Consider the following 24,732-nt stretch of genomic DNA (forward strand, 5'->3'; position numbering starts at 1 on the left):
GGACTGACCCCACCCCGGTAGACGATCCTGCCCTATAGTTTGAGCATAGGGGGAGCATATGGGCACACCACGATTTACACCTGAATTTAAGGAAGAAGCCGTCCGTCAGATAACAGAACGCGGTTATTCCGTTGCCGAAGTATCCGACCGTCTGGGCGTTTCTGCGCACAGCCTCTACAAGTGGCTACGGGCTATCAAGCCTGATAACAGCGAACAGCATGCCCGGTATTTACTGGAAGCCAAAAGCGAGATCCTGAAACTACGGGCTCAGCTAAAACGCACCGAAGAAGAACGGGATATCCTGAAAAAGGCCGCGCGGTACTTTGCAAGGGAGCCCGACTGAAGTACCGCTTTATCAATGAACACCGCACTGTATGGGGTGTGATGACGATGTGTCGGGTACTGAATGTCGCCCGGGCCGGGTTCTATGCGTGGCTGCACAACCCGGTCTCGGCGCGTGATAAAGATAACCAGCGTCTGCTGATGCTTATCCGCGACTCATATTCACTGAGCGGAGGTGTATACGGTTACAGACGGGTTCATGGCGATCTGAACGAAATCGGGGAAACCTGCGGTAAAAACCGGGTGGGCCGCATCATGCAGCTGAACCGGATTAAAGCTGTGCGCGGCTATAAAGCGCCACGTCGTATCGCCGGCAGACCTTCAGTGGTCGCTCCTAATCGCGTGCAGCGGCAGTTTACCGTTGTCCGGGCCAATCAGGTCTGGGTCACCGATATTACTTATATCCGCACCTGGCAGGGATGGTTGTATCTGGCGGTGGTTATCGATCTCTTCGCCCGTAACGTGGTCGGCTGGTCGATGAAGCCCACTCTCTCACGCGAACTGGCGCTGGATGCACTGATGATGGCGCTCTGGCGGCGTAAACCGGACAGCGAGGTCATCGTGCACTCAGACCAGGGCAGCCAGTACGGCAGCGACGACTGGCAGCGCTTCTGCCGGGCCAATAACTTGGTCCCGAGCATGAGCCGGCGTGGCAACTGCTGGGATAATGCAGTGGCCGAATCGTTCTTCAGTTCACTGAAAAAAGAGCGGATCAGAAAACGCATCTATAAAACCCGGGCTCTGGCCCGGGCCGATATCTTCGATTACATTGAAGTGTTCTACAACCGGGCCCGGCGCCACAGTCATCTCGGCGGCGTCAGTCCGGAGGCCTTTGAACAGGCCTCGTCGTGAGGACAGGATATGTCTACGGTCGTGGGGTCAGTCCACTCACAATCAGGGAAAGTGAGCGACTCAACTTTCCCTCTCAATACCTTCTCGGATCAAACGCGAAAAATCCTCATTGATCACGGAGTTATCCGGTCTCTTTATGAGACTTTGCTTTTTCAACTGTTCAAAAGACAGACTATTATCCAATAAGCCAAGCTCATAGATGTATTTATCTGCATAGCCGCTGACCAAGACTTTCCAACTATAGCGAATGTCGGCGGAAACTGCAGTAGCATGATGCAAAATATTACTCGTGCAATTATTAAATATCGTGTGATAAAACTCGGGTTGGTACCTCAGTTTATCTATACGCTGCAGATAGCTAAGAAAAATAGCCTGAGCCGTGTCTGGCGAAATCTGAAGGGGATAAAGATATACCCGCTCTTTGCGAACATCGGTTCTGACGCCAATCAAATCCCGTTCATCGGCCAGCACATAGGTCAACATGTAATGTTTTAAAAAGCCGCGCCAGGTCGAATATTGCTGGTCGCGGCTACGCCGCGTTTCTATCGAGACTGCCAAATGACGGCCGTCTTCGAAACCGAAGCTCAAAAACAGATGCGCAATAGACTTGCCTGACCAGTACGAGGATACCACATCTACCGTTTTTAAATGGCTAATATCGATATCAGCATCGTACCAACCGGGCACATAATCGTCACGGGTAGGTTGATATCTGAAATTACGAATATTGCGCAGTACAATTTTACCCTGCTCTCCCCATTCCACCTGCGGTAACCGGGCGTATTCCAACACCCAGTCTTGCTCGTTGCTTGCAGTTGGTGAGGTCAACCACGAAAACATGGTCATAATAGTTACTTACCTTTGTCATTTGAGGGGGCGTTGCTCGCAGTTGGTACTATCATGCCCCGCGCTTTTTCATTGCGCCATTGCTTGCGCAAAGAAAAAATTTTCTTTAAAGCTCGGCGTATGGTGGTTATCCAGCCGGCCGGACGGGGATCCGCCAACATGCTTAATGCACGTGCGTAATCGAGCGTCAGCCCTGGTGTCCAGGCCATCGTTTTTGCGCGTTTACGTATTTGTACCGCGACCCATAACTCCGGCGTCGTGAGAATTTTACTCAACACCCACCAGTGGCCACGTTGCCCCCATATCTTACCCACCACGCCTTCAAGTGCCGCTTCCAGCCCACGTGCCACACTACTTGAGCAGTTACGATGCGTAAGGTTATAGGTGTTGTCTGCCTGGTAGATCTCCCAGAACCGCTTCAAGCGTTCAGCATCGTAGTTCCTGATCCGCACCTGCATAGTTGAAGGGCACCATTTTTCGGATTCACTTACATAATCTGGTTGAAAGTGCCCTTCAACATTATTATCTGCCGTTGCCCGCAGCAACCGGGCAAATTGATCGGGCGACCGGTCAATATCGACTGCCGGATACAGACTGATATAGACGCCTTCCGGAGATTCCAGGGCAGCATGGCCGGTGGAAATCACCCCATTTTTATCCACCGCAGCAATATAACGATCAATGACAGGATGAGGCACTACTGCGCTTTTCGAGGATCCTACAGGTGTCCAGACATGTATGGTCAGTGCCGGTTCATCGGCAGCCGGAGGGCCGTCCCATTCAGTGACCAACGGCGCTGTTTCTGTACTGCTGGCTTCCTCAGCAGCCGTATTGCCCAAAACTGCAGGGTTAACCTCCAGCTTTTTGACGCGCATTGCCAGCATAACCATATTCCAGCCACCAAATATCAATCCCAGGCCTAAGCAATAAGGTACGGTGCCGACATAATGGGTTGGATAGGGTTGAAAGAAGAAAATGGCTAACATGATTTCGATGAAACCGCCAGTGACCACAAATTTCCAGTTTTTATAGCGTATAACTCCGGCGGTGACGATTTGCAATAACCCGTCGGTCAAAAATAAAATGCCAAAAATCATCGATAAAATAAAGTGACCATGGTGATGCCCGCTCAAAATCAATATCGCCGCCAATGAAAATGCTCCACCCTTTACGTAACGCAAGGTCCGTTGCCCGCCGATGCCGGTATGCGCAACCATCAACGTTGCCAGGCCTTCGACCAACAACAGGAAAGCAAAGGGATGCAAGGGGAAATAAATCGCGTTATCCAACGCATCGATGAAGATGATTAAGCCAGCCAATACACCTAACCAACCAGCAATCATCAACCCACGCCAACGGTTACGCAAATAATCAACCCCCAGTAAAATCATTACCAACTGAACCATTCCTTATAACCTCTTCTTATCACTTTTAATTGTAAGACGGCTTAGCAGCCCCATCTGGCATTCTTAAGGCGAAACAACATAAACAAACCACAAAACAAGGTGGCCATCAACGGTAGGCCGTGGGTGTTCAACTCCATGGCAGTCTTCCCCATCATTGGGCTAATCAATGCGCCAGTACCCCAGACAATCGACAATACAGTATAACGCTGACCCATTCACAGTTACTTAAGCATTCGTCCACGAGAGTGATTACCACAGTATAAATACCTACAAATACACCATCCCAGAAAAAGTAATGTGTTTTAAAATCAATCACTGTTTCCGTTTGGTTCCCATGGATGATAGGTAGTATAGCATTACCCTTAACATATAAGAGGAAGAGTCAAAAAATCACAAAATAGCATTTACATTCAGGTGGTTATCTTTTTGTACTTAATGGGGATTTATGTTCTATACTCACTTTTATTAAATCCTAACACATTGATATAATTATGAAAAATGTGTCGTTATTTTTCTTCCGTTTTTCTTTGTGGTAAACATAGCGTCAGCCGCAGTCGACTGTGCGAATTTAAAGCAAAAAGTCGATGCGCAGAACAAGAACCTTTACCAGGGGTTGGTGCAAGAGGTACTGACTGAATCTGGTAAGCAGGGTCTTTGAAATAAGAAAGTGATCGAGGCAGTCCTGTTGAATATGTTTATCCGTCAGCGGAGTAGCAGTTATGAGCCGTACCATACCGTCTCCTCGTCAGCAGTGGGGCCTGTGTGATAAATGCCATTTTAGGGACTTGACGTTCAACTCCACATAATCGTGGCTGCGCGCGACGACACAGCCGTCGTTGTATCTGAATGCAGCTAACAGCTATTTTATGATAACCAAATCATTTTTATTTATTTTTAATTGCTAACTTTTTCTTTTTTGGTTTTGGTGGTATGCTGAATTTAACGAGTTTTAGCGATGAATCTGGTGAGAATCGATTTCAGCTAGACTAACCCCTACGATGAATAATTATTTTGCACATCTGCATCTGCATCTGCATCTGCATCTGCATCTGATTTGTCTACCCATTTGTATTTCATTTGTTGAACATCCCCGAATTACTTGACCATCTTCTTGGCAAAAGCGACTACAGGGGCAGGACGTCAAAATTATCTGTTGTAGGATTATTGGGAAGCACTGTATTGAATTTCTTTATATAACTCAGCCATTATAAACAAAGCCGAATGACAATGGGGGGCGTATGATGGGCGTCTACGACTCCCTGATTTTTAAACCATATAACAGTGTACATTTTCCATCGTAGTTCTATGATTAATAGATGACCTTTTCGATTATCACCTTATTAAATAGGCTGGATGTCTATGGGCAGAGCAAATCGAGACAGTCCCCTTGACATTAAAGAAATAAGTCAACACATCAAAGTAAAAAGCCCTTATTTTGCTTTTCAACAACTCTGGCAAGAGGGAGGGGCGTTGGTTGGCTCATTTACATCTGAACAGCCTCTTTTATACGAAGCAGGCTACATTACAGCGGGAGAATTGGGGAGGCACCTGGCGATACAATGACTTGTGCTTCAGTTGTTTTAGGCTGTGTCCCTTAATCATCTGAGTTATAGTAACATACTGTTTTCACAAGACATTGAACTATGGCTCGTTACGATATTCCCGATGAAGCATGGGCTATCATCCAGCCCTTACTACCTGCTGAACCTGCATCTCCACGAGCCGGACGTCCATGGGCAGAGCATCGTAAGATCATCAACGGTATGTTCTGGGGGCTGTGCTCTGGTGCACCATGGCGTGATTTACCTGAGAGATACGGGCCATGGAAGACCGTTTATAACAGCTTTAATCGATGGTCTAAACCCGGTGTGATTAACATTATTTTTAATAAGTTACTTTTATCTCTTGATGCTCACGGTCTCATTGACTGGTCGGCCACTGTGCTGGATGGTAGTAATATTCGGGCGCTCAGATGCGCCGCCGGAGCGCAAAAAACATTCCGATATCACCAGAGATAACGGCCTGGGTCGCTCTTGCGGTGGTTTTGGCACCAAAATCCATCTGGCGACAGACGGGAGCGGTCTTCCGCTAAACATCGTAGTGAGTCCCGGACAAGCCCACGAAAGTCAGTTCGCACAACGTCTTCTGGACGGCATTGGTGTTCAGCGCCAGAACGGCAGCATGAAACGCCGTGGTCATGCGGTACTGGCGGACAAAGCCTACTCCGGACATATATTACGTAACTAGATGAAAAATAAAGACATTAAAGCGGTTATTCCCCGAGAATCAAATGAAAAAATGGTGTCGGATGGTCGTGCACTGCTCGAGCGTGATGCCTACCGCAATGGCAACGTCGTTGAGCGGTGCTTTGGTCGCCTGAAAGAATACCGGCGCATCGCAACACGTTATAACAAAACGGCGAGAAATTATCTGGCAATGGTGAAACTGGGATGCATCCGGCTTTATTATCAACGGTTATTTAATTAAGGGACGCAACCTAATGGGAAATATTAATTCGAGCTGGTTTGTTAGCCTGGCGATCTCTTCTTTATTACGATATATTACAATGCTACACTGTATTAATGGAGGGGTGAGGTCTTTTAGTATTACACGGAATCTTAATGCTGTATCGGCCCCAATCAACTTCTTTGCTGATAATTGAGTGTCATTTACGTAAAAACGGATCCCGGGGCCATGAATTTTATTGAGTAACTCTCCAGTGACTTGAAACGCCGTTTGTGAAATGATGGCCACTGGCCAACATGGATAGTTTGGGAAATGGCCGGTGCATTGATGAGGTGATAGAGGGCCGGCAAAGGCGTCAAGTTCCTTTTCATGGTGCTCTAAGTTGTATAATGGAATAGGATGTCGGTAAGGTGAGTCTGGTGACATAGACAACTTTTCGCAGGCATAATGTTTGAAATTACGTTGGAATAATGCAGGTGAAAGAATAGTGTATTCGCAATGTAATTCTGCTATGGGGCCATTAGCCCATGCCTGAGCAAGAATTTTCAGTTCACGCTTATTCATATCTACTATCTTAGCTCTTGCATATAATATTTTTTGAGGTGGGGGCGGGGTTTCCGATTTTCGAATAAAATGAGCCTTTGTCGCCAAATAGTAACCCTCAGGCCCACTGTGCAGTGCGACCGCAGTACAGCTACCCAATATGGCCAGGTGCCTTCCCAACTCTCCCGCTGTAATGCAGCCTGCTTCGTATAGAAGGGGCTGTTCAGCCGCAAATGAACCAACCAACGATTCCCCCTCTTGCCAGAGTTGTTGAAAAGCAAAATAAGGGCTTTGTACTTTGATGCGTTGACTTATTTCTTTAATGTCAAAGGGACTGTCTCGATTTGCTCTGCCCATAGATATCCAGCCTATTTGATAGTGGTGATAACCGGAGGAACACCTATTAATCATAGGGCAACTATGGCGGATGCGCACTGTCATATGGTCTAAAAAATCAAGGAGTCGCAGACGTCCATCATACGCTCCCCATTGCCAATCGGCTATGTTTATCATAGCCGAATTATATAAAGAGGTGCAATACGAGTGCTTTCCAATAATCCTACAATGGATAATCACGTTGGATGAGTTCGTCCCTGTAGCCGATTTTTCCCTAGACATGGTCAAGTAATTTGGGGATGCCCGGTAAGTGAAAGATAAATGGATAGTCAAGACAGATGCAGATGTGCAAACGGAGCTGAGTATTTGTCGTAAGAGGGTAGCCTCGTTGAAGTCACGTCTCACTGGAATCCACCGCTAGAACCAAAGGCACAGAAAACGTTAGTGGTTAAATATGTATAAAATTTATTGAGTTATTTTGTGCTAACTGGATTTACCCCTGTAACTCCAGACTCATCGACTCTCTTATTTAGGCCTGCCGGCGTCGCAGATATTCCCGCGGCGAACGGTAGCCTAACGCACTGTGCGGATGCCATTCGTTATAATGCTCGAACGCCATTGCCAGGTTCTGCACTGCAGTACGTGCATCCGGACGCGGCATAACGCTGATGTAGTCGCGCTTCATCGTCTTCACGAAGCTTTCTGCCATGCCATTACTCTCCGGACTACGCACCGCTGTTCTTTTCGGCTCCAGCCCCAGTAACCGGGCGAACCGCCGGGTATCATGCGCTCTATAGGCCGGGCCGTTGTCTGTCAGCCACTCGATGGAGGCTGGCGGAAGCCGGTGTCCGAAGCGACGTTCCACCGCACCCAGCACACGTCCTGAACTGTGTCACTGTCGAAGCCGCCGGTACCGGCAGCCCAGTGCAGTGCTTCGCGGTCACAGCAGTCCAGAGCGAAGGTGACGCGGAGTTTTTCACCGTTATCACAGCGGAACTCGAAGCCGTCAGGACACCACCGCCGGTTACTTTCATTAACGGCCACTTTACCGGTATGCGTTCGACCTACCGGCTGCATTCTGGGGTTTCGTCCCAGCAACAACGCATGCTGGCACATGATCCGGTACACCCGTTTAGCATTGACGACCGTCACCGCCAGTGTATCAGATTCGCGGCGCAGTAATGCCCGGACGCGACGGTATCCGTAGGTCGGCACTTCACCGATAACGCCATGGATCCCGGCGTCATCGGTCTGGCGCTTTTTTCGCCCGTCCTGCCAGTTATCGGGACGATGCTTCAGGGTATATAAGTGCGCACGCGAGACCTGAAGACAGCGGCTGACGAAGCTCAGTCGATCCCCGGGCAATAAGGGTGCGTGCGCTATCCACTTTTTTTGGCGGTTATACTCGACGGCCTACTTCAGCAGCTCGTTCTCCATGGTCTTTTTACCCAGCAGGTGCTGTAGTTCTTTGATTTGTTTCACCACTGCCGCAAGTTCTGAGACGGGAACGACATCTTCGCCAGCCATGATCGCGGTCAGGCTACCTTCCTGGTACTGCTTTCGCCAGGCGAAGATCTGGTTTGCATTCACCCCATGAAGCCGTGCGACATAGGATACCGCCATGCCAGGCTGCAGCGTCTCTTTTCCTGTGGAGAACGGCGCCGGCGGCGCTTTGGTCCGAGCAACTCTTCGATTATGCTTATCTCCCAACTAGTCAATGAGACCGTGAGCATCAAGAGATAAAAGTAACTTATTGAAAATAATGTTAATCACACCGGGTTTAGACCATCGATTAAAGCGGTTATAAACGGTCTTCCATGGCCCGTATCTCTCAGGTAAATCACGCCATGGTGCACCAGAGCACAGCCCCCAGAACATACCGTTGATGATCTTACGATGCTCTGCCCATGGACGTCCGGCTCGTGGAGATGCAGGTTCAGCAGGCAGTAAGGGCTGGATGATAGCCCATGTTTCATCGGGAATATCGTAACGAGCCATAGTTCAATGTCTTGTGAAAACAGGATGTTACTATAACTCAGATGATTAAGGGACACAGCCTAGTACCGATATAAAAGTGGGTCTTCCGCAACTTGGGTAGTCCTTTATGCCAGAGGGCTCATTACCCGTCGTCGCAGTAACTCGAAGCCTGCCCGACCATACATCTGCTGTTTTAACATTTTCAGGCGATTTACATGCCCTTCGCCTACACCGTTACTCCATTTGCTGGTAATGGCTTCACATATTGCTGCTGCATCAGCTTCCATCCCGGCTGCAACACGCTGAAGCTCAACAGGAGCGCTTTCATTAACATGGGTACGCCACCTGTTTAGCTGTGGTTTGTTTTTGGTTTTCAGGAGCCGGTAGAAGTCCAGCGCCAGCTGCTGCGCTATTTTCAGCTGCGGCTCTTTTTCACACATCAGCCCGATGAAGCGGAAAGCATAATTTTCTTCCCCCCTTATTATTCGCAAGGGCATCAAACAACTACTCACGCGCGAAGCTGATGGAAGACGAGCTGGCGCAGTAATCGATGCGCTCCCACCCTTACGTCATTTGGCAACCTCATCCCTAATGGTGGTTTCGCTACCGGTGAACCCCTTTACCACCATTTCCCTCCATATCTGGCTGCCATTGTGGTTACCGCATTCACGTTGTTCCTCCAGCCACCCATGCCAGGGATCCAGAAGGCTTGGTTTCCGGGGGCGGGTCGACATTTCAGGGAATGTACCTGACTGGAGCCAGCGCCTGACCGTTACGGGTGATAAGCCGGTGGTATACTGTGGCTTAGATACCGTCGCGACCGCGCGAGACAACCTGTATTTCTGGATATTTTCTGAACCAGGCAGCCAGCGTACGTTGATCGCGGCCGGGAAGCAGGACGAGGGGACGGTGAGTATCAAGATTGACTATTAACGTGCCGTAACGGTGACCCGATGCCATGCCCACTCGTCGATACCGACATGGGGCATGCCTGGCGGTTTCGTCTCAGGGGTATTGATCACTCTGCGAAGAAGCGTATCTGCACTGCTACGGAGACTACTTGCCGTTGCTGCCAGTCTTCCATCCTCACCTCCGGCGATTAATCCCAGCTGACGCTGTAAATTTTGTAACGTCTGTAACGTCTGTAACGTCTGTAACGTCTGTAACGTCTGTTAAGACTGCTGCCGTGAACCTGCGAAGGGAGCCAGCGGCTCGGCAAAAATTTTGCGTGAACAGGCGCTGGGTTAGGCAGTATCAGTGGCGGACAGCAAACATCAGCCATAGCGCCTAGCCTGAGCAGGGTAGATACTGTATCCGACGCCGACGACAACTATGAACAGAGTTGCGGCGTTCAAGGTATTCAGGACATAGTGCTGTTTTACGTTTTCCACGGAGATGGAGGGTTATACCATCAGGGCTAATAACTGGTCGGCCGTATTGCTATCAGCAAGGTAACTGTAAAAGTGTCTTAAGTGAGGGTATTGCGTTGTCAATAACTTAAAACAGTTTAGATCCTTGTTAACTAGAAAGTTTCATCGATATTACTCCACCCAAGTTGCGGAAGATCCGCAATTCGATCGGCATTGACAGGTGACCAAATTCAGTTTGCCACGACAACCCGTAGTTCTGTTGAATAGTCAGTTCATCAGAGTCGATAGCGAATTCCCGCAGGTATAGACGCCTCCGTTACTCCCGGCAATGATACCCAGATCGTCGTAATTATCTGTGACATAGATTATTTTAACCTACGCGAATGGGATTTGACGCAGAGCAACACCAACTTCAACATACAGTAACGTGAACAGAGACACACCGGCAAAACCACATCCCATGCATTCAAATTCAGCGGCAGGGCCATTGCCCTACGCACCCTTCATCTGTTCATGACTGGGAAAACCGATAGCACAACGCACCAAAAATGCTATCGGTTACCTCATTAAATATTAACGCTCAGGATACCACGGGCAATAAACAATCCCGGTTGTAGCTAAGCAGCACAAGTAGGTTTTCTGTGGGTTTCGCGGGTCCATAGGGTAAGGTTTCAGTTCCGAAGCACAGGTTGGAGGAGGAACTGAAGCAGACACTGCGCCTATGCATCCTACAGCAATTAACAGAGTCAATGATACAATAAGGCTTTTCATGATATTAAATCCCATTTAAATTTAAATAAAAACATAAATACGTTCTTGTGCTTTACTGCCACTGCGAATTTATGTGCAGAGAGAATACAAAAAAATCTCAATACGTTGAAATATGACAAATCAGAAATAAGCATTAGTGTAACTATGAAGTTGCCCATGTTTAGACGTTTGTGTATCGACCTGATTTTGATATGTGAGATGCCGATTTCATAGGAAGCCGCAATGTGAACCGCCCCAGTTTTGTGGGAGAGTTTTTAGTCCGGGAACTCAGGCTGCCATAGCCCCGTTCCCGATGGAAGCATAATACGCTTTTTCGGCTTCAGCTGGCGGGATATGACCGAGACGTTCCAGTAGCCTACGATTGTTATACCAGTCCACCCATGTAGTGAATCAGTATTGTCGAACGATATCCTGCAATTTGGAGCGTGAGATTTCTCTATTCCATGCGACAGAGCCATCATTCATCCAGACGCAGACCTGAAAACAGACTTGGCAATATCGATACCAACAACCCTGATCGTGTTCATGTGATGTTACTCCCGGATTAATGCAGTTAGTAAAAGTATGGCACTGACTACTTTAGGAGGGAGCGTCCATCACATCACTACAACTGTTGAATATGGCTAGTTTCAGTTCAGTTTAGCCAGTAACGAACTGAGATTCACCAGCGACTCTTAACAATGAAGCTATCGCTGTGTACCACTCCGCACCTGATTTCTGACTAGTCCAATGCCATCGCTCGCGGTAATTAATTACATTTGACTATAAATGGTAAGAACGCATATGCCCAAAAGGTGACTTATGAATATTACATCACGTATTTATAATATTAGCAGGCGAACGGTTTGGATTTTCATGGTACTTTTTGCTCCTTTTTCTGGGGGGGGGGTATGTCATATTATCTTGCATTTTTCAATAGGTAGTATATAAATGACCATTGGGTTATGGTCGATGATTGTGCGAGAGATTTTATAATTAAGAATAAATTAGCTCAGTGTTTTGATAAGATAGCCTAAGGTTGATACATACTTTACGTTACGTAGTCCTTTGCTGGCTATGAATAGGGATGGTTTTTCGTATTATCTCGACAATATTATCTTCCTAGGTGTTCGTGGGTATCTGACTTATACCCTGAATTTGTGTAATCTGGGGAGGTGATGGCTGAGGTCAGTGTTGTCGTGACCATTCAACGTTTCGTCGCCTGGTGCCACTATTGGATAAAGACATTTCTCCTGCATAAGCGGGATGGGGTGCCGCTGGTGAATATGTGAATTTTACATCAAAGTCAGAGAGCAGTATAACTATCTGTGTTGAAGAGAGTTACAGAGCAGATTATTGACGCCATCAGGTTTTATAATTGTTGCTGAGGATGTTACTATAATTGGTGATGATCGTAGTGGTCGTTTTTTACTGAGTTACCCGTGGATGATACCGTAATCATACATTTCTTTAACGGAGGTAATATAATAATTCTGACGGGCGGCGCCGTTTACGATTTTCATTCTGATGCATTCGTGGCATCTATATGGTGACGCATAGACATCAAGATCTAATCGTATTCGCTATGGGCGGGAGTATAATATTATTTATTTGCCTATTTCTTGCCAAAATTGGTAATTAACTTACCATCTAGAATAATACTGTTTGTATTTAAATTATTACTGAGTTTGGTACGCCTGTATACTGTATTTTAGCTTCGTAGTTATAAAACCCTGCGCAATTAACTGAGCATAGACCTCTACTTGTTCATGGTTGCTTTAGGGTTATAATTGGTAAAGGGATTATGATTAAAAATAGCAATAAGGTTTTAATAATTTGTGATAGGCACATTTGCTTCTTGGGAATTAGATTTTTACTAAATGAGATTGGTGTATATGATATTACCCTAGGAGATAATATTATTGAGTTACCAAGGATTATAAGCAAAGTCGATAATAATGTGGTTGTTATTGTCGATAGCTATCATCATAACCTTAGGGAGGTGGCTTGTGAAATATTAAAGAGAAGAAAAGGGAGGGTGAAAGCGATTGTTTTTTCTGACACTCTTTTGTGTGATAGGGGGAATATTGTATTTATGCATAGAGCGGAAAGTATTGCAATTATAAAGTGCTATCTACATATGATTTTTTTGGATGGATGTATTATAAGTCCGAAGGTATCTAGCATACCCAAATATCAACTTAAAAAACTTACAAGGAGTGATATTGCTTTATTAATATCCATGTTGGAAGATGATGATGAAAGTGGAATGATGAGAAAGACAAACAAAATAAGTTCAGCTATAAGTAAGCAGCAGAGAAAAGTAATGGGAAAACTTATGGTTAATACGGCGCGCGAGTTGCGTTATTTTTATGGTTTTTTTAAACATTTACAATGAATTATCTTGAGAATATAAACTTAGGGGTTGACACGCTTCCATTGGATTACTTGTCAAGTAATACCCGTCAATACTGCAATCACTGGCTTGCAATTACCCACATCTATTTTCTCGAAAGTTCAAAACATAAAGAATGTCATTTAGTCGGCGCAGCCTTCGCCAAAGTACTGTGTTGCCTGGTGGATGAGCGTTGGCTATGGCTAAATACCTGCCTAACTGCAAAATGGCATCTGAATCGCTCAAGGTTTGGCATTCGAATCGATCGCGGTTTGGCATCACAATCGATCACGATTTGGCACACATCCGATCACTGATTGGCATCCTGTCGCTCCCTCCGGGAATTATAAATCTTCGTTTCTAGTTCACTAAACACCTCCGTTTTGGATATAAGTTTAGGCTGTGTCCCTTAATCATCTGAGTTATAGTAACATCCTGTTTTCACAAGACATTGAACTATGGCTCGTCACGATATTCCCGATGAAGCATGGGCTATCATCCAGCCCTTACTGCCTGCTGAACCTGCATCTCCACGAGCCGGACGTCCATGGGCAGAGCATCGTAAGATCATCAACGGTATGTTCTGGGGGCTGTGCTCTGGTGCACCATGGCGTGATTTACCTGAGAGATACGGGCCATGGAAGACCGTTTATAACCGCTTTAATCGATGGTCTAAACCCGGTGTGATTAACATTATTTTTAATAAGTTACTTTTATCTCTTGATGCTCACGGTCTCATTGACTGGTCGGCCACTGTGCTGGATGGTAGTAATATTCGGGCGCTCAGATGCGCCGCCGGAGCGCAAAAAACATTCCGATATCACCAGAGATAACGGCCTGGGTCGCTCTTGCGGTGGTTTTGGCACCAAAATCCATCTGGCGACAGACGGGAGCGGTCTTCCGCTAAACATCGTAGTGAGTCCCGGACAAGCCCACGAAAGTCAGTTCGCACAACGTCTTCTGGACGGCATTGGTGTTCAGCGCCAGAACGGCAGCATGAAACGCCGTGGTCATGCGGTACTGGCGGACAAAGCCTACTCCGGACATATATTACGTAACGAGCTGAAAAACAAAGACATTAAAGCGGTTATTCCCCGAGAATCAAATGAAAAAATGGTGTCGGATGGTCGTGCACTGCTCGATCGTGATGCCTACCGCAATGGCAACGTCGTTGAGCGGTGCTTTGGTCGCCTGAAAGAATACCGGCGCATCGCAACACGTTATGACAAAACGGCGAGAAATTATCTGGCAATGGTGAAACTGGGATGCATCCGGCACACAGCCTAACAGTCACCTGAGTTGAGGTGGTGTTCCCACTTCAAAATCTTACAGCTGAACCAATAAACAAAGCATGACTGCTGAATTTACACTCGAAGTGGAAAATTTGGTTCTCGACCAGGACTGCGCATGGCGAAGCCGTTAAAGTGATGAGCGTCAATCTTTCCGTTATCTGAATTAACACGCCATTTCTGACTTGTCAGATTATCATATGTGCTCGGATTTACTATTATTTTGTCGCTTTAAAAGCCGAGAAGACATAATGAAGATGGTTGCTCATATCACGAAAAAAACCTTATAAGGAAGACTAACAATGAAGAAGTTATTTATGGTAGTGACTGTGCTAATGTCCATTGGGAACGTGACGGTCGCATTTGCATACCCGGACCCTGTCTGTACCACCCCTATTAAGCGGTATGAAATTAAAACGGGTGTATTTAAAATGTGCTGCATGAGCAATGAAGGGGTGGTTTGGTGCCCTCCTTACGCTAATTAACTACAAAAAAATAAAAGGGAGAGGTGTCTCTCCTTTTTGTAATTAATTTAAAGTTATCTTAAAGTTACTGTTTTAAGTTATTAACTTTAATAAGCATCTTTTGTTTATTGGTGCATTCACGTATGAGCATGCCTTTCTCCTGTATAGGTCTTCCGGCATATTCATCAATCGACGAAGGAAAAAGGTGAAAATGAATAACATAATTGTCATGATGATGGCCGTCGGTTTTTTGCTACCTGGTCCAGTTGCTGCCATAGAGAAACCGGTGGCCGTCTTTAATGCGGAACAAGAGACTCGTATTACCGAAGTGGTTAGGGAATATCTGGTGGCTCACCCGGAGGTCATAGGGGAGGTCGAGCAGAGACTGCTGGCGCAGCGGGAGGAGAAGCAGCAGCAGGCGAGGGTTGCTGCAGTCATTCAGAATCAGGCAGCACTGTTGAACGATAAAGGTACGCCATCATATGGCTCTGGTGATGCAAAAGTGACGGTCGTCGAGTTCTTCGATTATCAATGCATTTATTGTGCTCGTCTGGCACCGGAACTGGAAAAGGCAATAAAGGCAAATCCAAATGTACGCCTCGTGTTTAAGGAACTCCCGATATTTGGCCAGTACTGGCCAACCTCAATGAGGGCTGCGAAAACCGGGTTGCAGATCTGGCAGCAGAAAGGCGCGGAGGCCTACTTCCGCTATCATAATATGATTTACGCCACCGGACATAATGAAGGCAAGCTGACCGACGAGGATATCAATAGGGCTGCAGACGCCGTGAAATTCAACATCTCGAAGGCTGAAGGTGTGCAGAGTGTTTTGGACGGTATTAATACGCAGGCCCAGCAACTGGGTATCAGTGGAACGCCGACCTTGGTGATTCTTCCTTCTTCCGGTGCCAGTACTGGCAATGTTACCGTAATCCCGGGAGCTCCCCGTACAGATGCTCTTCAGAAAGCCATTGATAAAGCGGCTGGAAAGACGAGGCTGTAGCCTGCGCATGGATTTGTAAAATGCTAGGTTTTAGCATGTTCGATTCAATGGAAAAGATATATTGATTTCTTGGCGAAAAACAGTATTGGCTGGTTAACGGACGCGCCAAAAATGTCAAAACGCCTCGGAAACTGTAAGTTCCCAGCAATGGTGGTATTGACAGTGACTACAGCCCGGCAAAAAGCTCTTTATCGACTATTAACCCGAGTATTGGGGAAATACGCAGGGTAATCATCTTTGTTGCCGTGATGGGGTTTATGCCGAAGCGTATGAAGATTGGGCATGATGCCCGAGCTGAGCCTGTACCGCCAAGAGGGATGACGAAACCGCCAAATGGAATTTGGGTGCAATATAGACGCAATTGCGCTACGTGAAATCCGGGTACCCGCGTGGGGCGTTCGGGTAGGAATATTTTACGTAGTGCTATTTTTTCATCGTCTTCAATCAGTTCTCTGCTACGCCATTTCGTTCAGGGCTGTGTGTTCCTATTCATTTTGGCTCTAGCCTGTGAGCTCGGAGCTTCGCTCGGTTTCACGAGTTCTGTAGTCTGAACTGTTATCCGCCAACCCTTCGGTTGGGTTGAGTCGGTCGTTGTTGACCGACAACAATATTACTATAAATGTCTGGGTAGATTGTGAGCAAAATAGACTAAAAAAGAGGGGCGATGATGAAAGCAAAAGCATGGGAGTCGTTACTGTAGGATGTGTATTAGCCGCTCCAGCATGGGCTGATGATAATTCGCGAACGGACAAGGTCACTGTCAGCGCTGGCCTGGGGTGGTTCGGGGGGGGGAGTCGAAGGAGTACGTGTATGACGCAAGTACCGGAAGAAAAGTCAGTGAGTTAAAATGGCAGATAAGGAACACTCCTATTATCAGGGGGGAAATAGCCTAGGACGCACTGACCTGGATGACTGTCGGCGCCAGTGGCTGGACGACCCTGGCCTCGGGGGGATCCGGGGGCATGGATGATTATGATTGGATGACGCCCGGCCAATCGGGGGGGGGGCTGATTGGTCAACCCATCCAGGTACGTGCCTGAATCACGCCAATGAATTTGACGTGAATATCAAAGGGTGGCTCCTCATGCAGCTGACCTATCGGTTGGGGGCCGTAGTCGGTTATCAGCAAACCCGCTTCAGCTGGACGGCCTTGGGAGGCAGTTATTCTTACGATAACGGGGCTGAGATCAATAACCTTCCTCAAGAGGCGCGTGTTATCGGTTATAAGCAACAATTCAACACACCTTATTTGGGGCTTGTTGGGGTATACCGTTATCAAAATGTTGAGTTGAATGGCCTGTTAAAACTCACCCCCTGGGTGAATGCTAAAGATAACGATGAGCATTATTTGCGCAATATGACATTTCGTGAGGACATCCACCGTTCACGGTATTATTCCGTCGCGCTGGGAGTGGGATATTACCTGACGCCAGCGGCTAAAGTTTATACCGAGGTTAGTGCCAGCAAGTATGAGGAAGGTAAAGGGGGCACGCAGATGCTCAATAATAAAACTGGCGAACACAGCTATATTGAGGGAGATGCTGCAGGGATTGATAATATGCATTATTCCGTTACCGCTGGGGTTCAATTCCGCTTTCTATGATGTGGATTCGCCCCTATAACTCCAGACTCAACGACTCTCTTATTTAGGCCTGCCGGCGCCGCAGATATTCCCGCGGTGAACGGTAGCCTAACGCACTGTGTGGATGCCATTCGTTGCAATGTTCGAACGTCATTGCCAGATTCTGCACTGCCGTTCGGGCATCCGGACGTGGCATAACGCTGATGTAGTCGCGTTTCATCGTCTTCACGAAGCTTTCTGCCATGCCATTACTCTCCGGGCTTCGTACCGCAGTTCTTTTCGGCTCCAGCCCCAGCAACCGGGCGAACCGCCGGGTATCATGTGTTCTGTAGGCCGAGCCGTTGTCTGTCAGCCACTCGATGGGGGCTGGCGGAAGGCGGTGTCCGAAGCGACGCTCCACCGCGCCCAGCATTACGTCCTGAACGGTATCACTGTCGAAGCCACCGGTTCCAGCAGCCCAGTGCAACGCCTCGCGGTCACAGCAGTCCAGAGCGAAGGTGACGCGGAGTTTTTCACCGTTTTCACAGCGGAACTCGAACCCGTCAGAACACCACCGCCGGTTACTTTCACTAACGGCCACTTTTCCGGTATGCGCCCGATCTATCGGCTGCATTCTAGGTTTGCGTCCCAGCAACAACGCATGCTGGCACATGATCCGGTACACCCGTTTGGCGTTGACGACCGCCACTGCCAGCGTCTCAGATTCGCGGCGCAGTAATGCGCAGACGCGACGGTAACCATAGGTTGGCACTTCACCGATAACGCCATGGATCCGCTCAAGCACGTCGGCGTCATCGGTCTGGCGCTTTTTTCGCCCGCCCTGCCAGTCCCTGGGACGATGCATCAGAACATGCAAGTGCGCACGCGAGACCTGGAGACAACGACTGACGAAGCTCAGTCGCCATCCCCGGGCAATAAGGGCGCGTGCGCTATCCACTTTTTTTGGCGACCATACTCGACGGCCTCCTTCAGCAGCTCGTTCTCCATGGTCTTTTTACCCAGCAGACGCTGTAGCTCTTTGATTTGTTTCACCGCCGCCGCCAGTTCTGAGGCGGGAACAACATCTTCGCCAGCCATGATCGCGGTGAGACTACCTTCCTGGTACTGCTTTCGCCAGGCGAAGATCTGGTTTGCATTCACACCATGAAGCCGTACGACATGGGAAACGGTCATACCTGGCTGAAGCATCTCTTGAACAATGGCAATCTTTTCCTGTGGAGAACGGCGCCTGCGGCGCTCTGGTCCCAGCAACTCTTCGATCATGCTTATCTCCCGACTAGTCTAATGACTAGTTTTAAGACTAGTCATCAATTTAAGGTGGGTCGAAGTGTCTGGTGATTCAGGGGGCCAGTCTATGATGTAAGTATGCAATAGATGATATCAGGGTGGCGTTCTTTACTTTATGTCGCAGGACGTCCCTGGTAGCATTGACAAACGTGGTGTCACTCCAACTATAGGGCAGGATCGTCTACCGGGGCGGGGTCAGTCCACCGCCGACGACGGCACTGAGGACAGAAACCTGGCGGTAACCCGCACCTGGCAGTATGAGGATGCAACGCTGCCGGGCCGACCACTATAGTTGTAACGGCTCGCAATCGAAATCCCTCCGACTCGCAATCACTGCAAATTTCGGCTCACATTAACTGCAAATGAAAAATGCCACCGGCTCACATTAAGTGATAATGGGCTCGCATTTATCCTGCCCGGCTCGCAATCCATTTCGCCGGGCTCACACTATCTGCAAATGAAATTTAACTAACAGCGTCTTTTTTATCCCCCCTGATAACGCCCGTCCAGGCGAAGTTATCCTGATTGCTGTATGATTTTATTTGCAGCCTGAACGACTGCACAACATAAACAGGAGAATATCATGAGCACATCGCTGTTCAGCAAAACCCCGACGGTCACGGTCCTCGATAACCGCGGGCTGACCGTGCGCGACATCGCGTACCACCGACATCCCGGCTCCCCGGACATTACCAGTGAGCGCATCACCCGCCATCAGTATGACGCCCGCGGCTTTCTGACGCAGAGCGCCGACCCGCGCCTGCACGACGCCGGGCTGGCGAACTTCAGCTACCTCACAGACCTGACCGGCGGCGTTCTGCGTTCAGAGGGCGTGGATAATGGCACCACTCTGGCGCTGAACGATGCCGCCGGCCGGCCGTTTCTGGCGGTCAGCAACATCAGCACTGCCGGTGATGGCACGGAGGACAGAAGCCAGGCGGTAACCCGCACCTGGCAGTATGTGGACTCAGAACTGCCGGGCCGCACACTGAGCATTACGGAGCAGGCCACCGGCGAAGCCGCCCTCATCACGGAGCGTTTCGTCTGGGCCGGTAATTCTGCTGAGGAGAAGGCGCTGAATCTCGCCGGCGCGTGCGTCAGCCACTACGACACGGCCGGCCTGACGCAGACCGGCAGCATCGCGCTGACCGGCGTGCCGCTTTCCGTCACCCGCCGCCTGCTCAGGGACGTGGACTATCCTGACGTCGTGGCCGACTGGCAGGGCGGGGATGCCTCCGCCTGGAACGACCTGCTGGATGGTGAGGCATACCCCACCCTGACCACCGCGGATGCCACCGGGGCGATGCTGACCACCACCGACGCGAAGGGTAACATGCAGCGTGTGGCGTACGACGTGGCGGGCCTGCTGTCGGGCAACTGGCTAACCCTGAAGGGCGGCACGGAACAGGTTATCGTCAGGTCCCTGACGTACTCAGCCGCCGGACAGAAGCTGCGTGAGGTGTACGGTAACGGCGTGATGACCACGTATACGTATGAGGCAGAGACGCAGCGCCTTATCGGCATTAAAACGGAACGTCCGGCAGGACACGCCTCGGGTGCGAAAGTGCTGCAGGACCTGCGCTATGAGTATGACCCGGTGGGCAACGTCCTGAAAATCAGCAACGACGCCGAGGAGACCCGCTTCTGGCGCAACCAGAAAGTGGTGCCGGAGAACGCTTACGTCTACGACAGCCTGTACCAGCTGGTCAGCGCCACCGGGCGCGAAATGGCAAACGCCGGTCAGCAGGGCAGCAGCCTGCCTTCAGTCGCCGTCCCCCTTCCGGCAGACAACTCCGCATACACGAATTACACCCGCACTTACACATACGACAGCGCCGGCAATCTGACACAAATCCGTCACAACGCCCCCGCGACAAACAACAGTTACACCACAAACATCACCGTCTCCGATAAAAGCAACCGGGGCGTGCTGAGCACGCTGACGGAAAACCCGGCGGACGTGGACGCGCTGTTCACAGCGGACGGACAGCAGAGACAGCTCCTGCAGGGGCAGGTACTGGTCTGGACGCCGCGTAACGAGCTGCTGAAGGTGACGCCGGTGGTGCGCGACGGTAGTACGGACGACAGTGAAAGCTACCGCTATGACGGCGGCCGCCAGCGCATCCTGAAGGTCAGCGGGCAGAAAACCGGCAACAGCATGCAGACGCAGCGTGCGCTGTACCTGCCGGGACTGGAGTTGCGCACGACCACATCCGGCAGTACGGAAACGGAAAGCCTGCAGGTGATTACCGCGGGCGAGGCGGGACGGGCGCGGGTGCGAGCGCTGCACTGGGAGAGCGATACGCCGGAGGGTGTCAGCAATGACCAGCTACGCTACAGCTATGACAACCTGACGGGCAGCTGCAGCCTGGAGCTGGACGGGGATAGAAACGTCATCAGCATGGAAGAGTACTACCCGTACGGCGGCACGGCGCTCTGGACTGCCCGCAGCGCGGTGGAGGCGGAGTACAAAACCGTGCGTTACTCAGGCAAGGAGCGTGACGCGACGGGGCTGTATTATTACGGGTACCGGTACTACCAGCCGTGGGTGGGCCGGTGGCTCTCCTCAGATCCGGCGGGCACGGTGGACGGGCTGAATTTGTTCAGGATGGTAAGGAATAATCCTGTTTCCATGCAGGATAATGATGGCAGGCTTCCCTCTCTTTCATGTTTTGGACCTTCGGCGAAACAACGGTTTAATGCAAAGATGAAGGATGAACTTTCTAGATTGAATGATGTGAGTATACCAAAAACAATACATATGATATGGATTGGGACAGGCAAGATATCCGACAAAAACGTTGCGTTATCACTTGAAACAGCAAGTAAGAACCCTGACTATGATACCAGGGTTATTTATGATGGTGGCATTGTCGGGCATGAGACTGCAAGAGATTATTTAGTGAGTAAGTTTTCCGGAAGTAGCGTGAAAATTATGGATTTGAGGGGGTTGCCTTATTTTTCAGATATAAGCTCTCATCCAGCCTTTAAATATTACGAAGAAACGGTAAGGCAAAAAAAATATGCTCAGGCAAGTGATTTGTTACGCCTTCACTTGTTGGAAAACGAGGGGGGCATTTATAAAGACATAGATGATACACAGGTGGAATCATTTGGATCACTTTCATTCCCAAAAGGTATAGGTTTCAAGGGCGAATATGCTGCTGCACCTGACGGTTCTAAAGCTAGTGCAGTTCCTAATACACCAATTGCAGCTGCAGAAAAGCATCCTGTCATCAGCAAGACACTTGGGTTAGCAATTGAGAACTATAAAAATGGGGAGGGAAATGTTTTGAAACTTGCAGGGCCTGATGTATTCACTGAGGCACTATATGATGTAGTGCCATTTTCTTCTCGTACTGTACTGGATGATTGGGAAAGAACTAAGCAAGATGTATTCAATGATAAAAAGCAGAAATTAAGTATGGATGAGATAAGATTACTACATGAACCAAAAGTAAAATGCTCAAGCTGGAAAGGTTTGTAACAAATGGTTCTGATCATTCTTGGGTTAATAGATAATTGACGGATGCGTCAGGGGTAAATTTATTCTGAAGCATCTATTTTTTCGAAAATATTATGGTATTTTTTGAGTAGTCCCAAAGCAGGCAACCCGGTGAGACAGTTTTTCTGTCTCATTTGGGTTGTTTTTGCCTCATCTCCTGTGGTGAGGTTTCAGGCTGAAAACAGCAATGACTGCTGGCAGTTTGATATGTCACCATCCGACCTCAAACATATCGAGCGGCCTGACTGGGTTGACCCAACCCGCGGCGAACCCACGCTGATGCTGTTCAGCGTGGTGGATGACCGGAGCGGGGTTACTTACCAGGAATACCGGTGTGTGTATGGTGAGCGTCATTCTGCTGTGGGGGCATTTTGACGAAGAGATGTATGTGGAGTTTACCGGTGAAACATGGGGGCCTTATTATGGCTCTGTTGCAAAAATCTGGAGGTGATAAACTCATCGTCATCTTTTGCTGACGGAGCAGCACATGAACCCATTCAAAGGCCGCCATTTTCAGCGTGACATCATCCTGTGGGCGGTACGCTGGTACTGTAAATACGGCATCAGCTATCGTGAACTACAGGAGATGCTGGCCGAACGCGGTGTCAACGTTGATCACTCCACGATTTACCGCTGGGTTCAGCGTTATGCGCCTGAAATGGAAAAACGACTGCGCTGGTACTGGCGTAATCCTTCCGACCTGAACCCATGGCACGTTGACGAAACGTACGTGAAGGTGAATGGCCGGTGGGCTTATCTGTATCGTGCCGTCGACAACAGGGGGCGCACTGTCGATTTTTATCTCTCCCCACGTCGTAATAGCAAAGCCGCATACCGGTTTCTGGGTAAAATCCTCAACAACGTGAAGACGTGGCAGATCCCACGGTTTATCAACACGGATAAAGCACCCACCTATGGCCGTGCGCTCGTTCTACTTAAACGCGAAGGACAATGTCCTCCTGATGTTGAGCACCGACAGATTAAATACCGGAATAACGTTATTGAATGCGATCATGGCAAGCTGAAAAGGATAATCGGCGCCACGCTGGGATTTAAATCCATGAAGACCGCTTACGCCACAATCAAAGGTATTGAGGTGATGCGTGCACTGCGCAAAGGCCAGGCCTCAGCGGTTTTATTATGGTGATCCCCTGGGCGAGATGCGTCTGGTGAGCAGAGTTTTTGAAATGTAAAGCCTTTAAATAAGATAAAAGGCTACCTCGTCACGAACTTTGCAACAGTACCGTAACGGTGTTATCGGGGGCTATGTAAATCGTCTGAAGATGTGTATGGTCGGGCAGGGTTCGAGTTGCTTAGGCGACGGGGGBATGTGTCCTCTGGCATGAAAATCTCCACCCAGGTTGCGGAAGACCCGTTTGTTACCCGTTGTTGACACAGGTGGCCAACAAGGCCATCTGCTATCTCTCCGGTGAACCGGGCATGCTGGTCGCGGTACGTGAGGGGATGGCTCTGCCGCATTAAGGCGTCGTCAGGTAACATGTTGTTTTTTATAATGTTACCTGACCATGTCTTTGAACCGAAATGCCTTCCAGCGACTGCATTATCCTGTCGATATCATCGCCCAGTGCGCGCGCTGGTATCTGGCCTATACCTTGAGCCTGCGTGATCTGGAGGAAATGATGGCTGAGCGCGGGTACTGTTGTTGACCATTCCACGTTGCATCGTTGGGTCATCCGCCTGGTGCCGTTACTGGATAAGGCGTTTCGCCGACATAAACGTGCCGTGGGGCGTCGCTGGCGCATGGACGAAACCTATATCAAAGTCAGAGGCCAGTGTAAATACCTGTGTCGCGTCGTTGACAGCGTGGGGCAGATCATCGATTTCCTGCTTACTGCCAAACGGGATGCGGCCGCAGCGCTGCGTTTCTTTCGTAAGGCCATCCGCCACCACGGCGAGCCCGAAGTGGTGACCATTGATAAGAGCAACGCCAATACCGCTGCCCTGACCACGCTCAATGCCGGCAAACCCCGCAGAGGAAAGCATCACCGTCAGGCAAAGCAAGTATCTGAATAACCGGGTAGAGCAAGATAAGCGCAATATCAAACGCCGGATACGTCAGATGCTGGGGATCAGATCATTTCGCCGAGCACAGACCCAGCAGGCCGGCATCGAGCAGCTCCACATGATACGTAAAGGGCAGCACCAACATTCGCACAGTAATGGATTGTCACCCACAGAACAATTGTATCTGTTGGCTGCCTAAATAACCGGCAACGCGATTTCTGCTGACCTGTCGTTGTTAATGTGACGGAGCCCTTTATCTTCAAAAAAGGTACTGTTGCAAAGTTCGTGACGAGG

The 24,732-nt window shown here is 49.1% G+C and carries 9 protein-coding genes and 9 pseudogenes; 11 read left to right on the top strand and 7 right to left on the bottom strand.

The window, feature by feature from the left end; all coding sequences use genetic code 11:
* Positions 1-58 precede the first annotated feature (58 nt).
* Positions 59-1,194, top strand: a protein-coding gene (locus L085_RS07445; RefSeq protein WP_226988575.1) for an IS3 family transposase whose coding sequence is annotated in 2 segments (ribosomal slippage) — positions 59-305 and positions 305-1,194 — 1,137 coding nt in all. Because the reading frame shifts where the segments join, the coding sequence is not laid out codon by codon here.
* A gap of 60 nt (positions 1,195-1,254) precedes the next feature.
* Here L085_RS07445 and L085_RS07450 read toward each other — a convergent pair.
* Together L085_RS07450 and L085_RS07455 are read right to left on the bottom strand one after the other, a co-directional pair.
* Positions 1,255-2,040: a DUF4105 domain-containing protein gene (locus L085_RS07450; protein WP_044030454.1), complete on the bottom strand. Its 786-nt coding sequence runs from the start codon at positions 2,038-2,040 to the stop codon at positions 1,255-1,257.
* Between the two features lie 5 nt (positions 2,041-2,045).
* Positions 2,046-3,446 carry a membrane protein gene (locus tag L085_RS07455; protein ID WP_044030455.1) on the bottom strand — a complete coding sequence of 467 codons (1,401 nt, stop codon included), beginning with the start codon at positions 3,444-3,446 and terminating at the stop codon, positions 2,046-2,048.
* Positions 3,447-5,089: 1,643 nt separating this feature from the next.
* Here L085_RS07455 and L085_RS24995 point away from each other — a divergent pair.
* Positions 5,090-5,933 (top strand): annotated as a pseudogene (locus L085_RS24995) (IS5 family transposase).
* Here the strand turns inward: L085_RS24995 and L085_RS25195 are convergent.
* The 4 genes and pseudogenes from L085_RS25195 to L085_RS25005 form a co-directional block, all read right to left on the bottom strand.
* Positions 5,922-6,812 carry a hypothetical protein gene (locus L085_RS25195; protein ID WP_144240656.1) on the bottom strand — a complete coding sequence of 297 codons (891 nt, stop codon included), beginning with the start codon at positions 6,810-6,812 and terminating at the stop codon, positions 5,922-5,924. The pseudogene L085_RS24995 and the gene L085_RS25195 overlap by 12 nt on opposite strands.
* A gap of 508 nt (positions 6,813-7,320) precedes the next feature.
* Positions 7,321-8,524 (bottom strand): annotated as a pseudogene (locus tag L085_RS25000) (IS3 family transposase).
* Positions 8,505-8,789, bottom strand: a pseudogene (locus L085_RS24440) (IS5 family transposase); the annotation flags it as partial. The pseudogenes L085_RS24440 and L085_RS25000, both read right to left, overlap by 20 nt.
* Positions 8,790-8,893: 104 nt before the next feature.
* Positions 8,894-10,190, bottom strand: a pseudogene (locus tag L085_RS25005) (transposase).
* A 2,502-nt stretch (positions 10,191-12,692) separates the two neighbouring features.
* Here L085_RS25005 and L085_RS07475 point away from each other — a divergent pair.
* The 4 genes from L085_RS07475 (at position 12,693) to L085_RS07490 (ending at position 17,642) form a co-directional block, all read left to right on the top strand.
* A complete protein-coding gene (locus L085_RS07475; RefSeq protein ID WP_044030457.1) occupies positions 12,693-13,286 on the top strand; it encodes a hypothetical protein in 594 nt (197 codons plus the stop codon).
* A 455-nt stretch (positions 13,287-13,741) separates the two neighbouring features.
* Positions 13,742-14,570 (top strand): IS5 family transposase gene (locus tag L085_RS25010; protein ID WP_144240653.1). Its coding sequence is split into 2 segments (ribosomal slippage): positions 13,742-14,088 and positions 14,087-14,570, totalling 831 coding nucleotides; the frame shifts between segments, so codons are not numbered across the junction.
* 677 nt (positions 14,571-15,247) lie between these two features.
* Complete coding sequence (locus tag L085_RS07485; RefSeq protein ID WP_044030459.1) at positions 15,248-16,039, top strand: DsbA family protein; 792 nt, start codon at positions 15,248-15,250, stop codon at positions 16,037-16,039.
* A 976-nt stretch (positions 16,040-17,015) separates the two neighbouring features.
* Positions 17,016-17,642, top strand: coding sequence for an omptin family outer membrane protease (locus L085_RS07490; protein ID WP_144240659.1), 627 nt, complete (start codon positions 17,016-17,018; stop codon positions 17,640-17,642).
* A 43-nt stretch (positions 17,643-17,685) separates the two neighbouring features.
* On the opposite strand, the gene L085_RS07495 is transcribed toward L085_RS07490, so the two are convergent.
* Positions 17,686-18,884, bottom strand: a protein-coding gene (locus L085_RS07495; RefSeq protein ID WP_144240660.1) for an IS3 family transposase whose coding sequence is annotated in 2 segments (ribosomal slippage) — positions 17,686-18,566 and positions 18,566-18,884 — 1,200 coding nt in all. Because the reading frame shifts where the segments join, the coding sequence is not laid out codon by codon here.
* A gap of 607 nt (positions 18,885-19,491) precedes the next feature.
* Between L085_RS07495 and L085_RS07505 the strand changes: the two are divergent.
* The 5 pseudogenes from L085_RS07505 to L085_RS07515 form a co-directional block, all read left to right on the top strand.
* Positions 19,492-21,558, top strand: a pseudogene (locus tag L085_RS07505) (RHS repeat domain-containing protein); the annotation flags it as partial.
* A 324-nt stretch (positions 21,559-21,882) separates the two neighbouring features.
* Positions 21,883-22,395 (top strand): annotated as a pseudogene (locus L085_RS25945) (glycosyltransferase); the annotation flags it as partial.
* Between the two features lie 180 nt (positions 22,396-22,575).
* Positions 22,576-22,761 (top strand): annotated as a pseudogene (locus L085_RS24470) (IS481 family transposase); the annotation flags it as partial.
* Positions 22,762-22,900: 139 nt separating this feature from the next.
* Positions 22,901-23,606: pseudogene (locus tag L085_RS07510) on the top strand (IS6 family transposase).
* A 333-nt stretch (positions 23,607-23,939) separates the two neighbouring features.
* Positions 23,940-24,637 (top strand): annotated as a pseudogene (locus tag L085_RS07515) (IS6 family transposase).
* Positions 24,638-24,732 lie beyond the last annotated feature (95 nt).

The organism is Serratia sp. FS14, assembly GCF_000695995.1.
Taxonomy (GTDB): domain Bacteria; phylum Pseudomonadota; class Gammaproteobacteria; order Enterobacterales; family Enterobacteriaceae; genus Serratia; species Serratia nematodiphila.

Coding starts and splice junctions, on each gene's coding strand:
- L085_RS07450 (WP_044030454.1), bottom strand. CDS start 2,040: ATGACCATGTTTTCGTGGTTGACCTCACCAACTGCAAGCAACGAGCAA.
- L085_RS07455 (WP_044030455.1), bottom strand. CDS start 3,446: ATGGTTCAGTTGGTAATGATTTTACTGGGGGTTGATTATTTGCGTAAC.
- L085_RS07485 (WP_044030459.1), top strand. CDS start 15,248: ATGAATAACATAATTGTCATGATGATGGCCGTCGGTTTTTTGCTACCT.
- L085_RS25195 (WP_144240656.1), bottom strand. CDS start 6,812: ATGGGCAGAGCAAATCGAGACAGTCCCTTTGACATTAAAGAAATAAGT.
- L085_RS07475 (WP_044030457.1), top strand. CDS start 12,693: ATGATTAAAAATAGCAATAAGGTTTTAATAATTTGTGATAGGCACATT.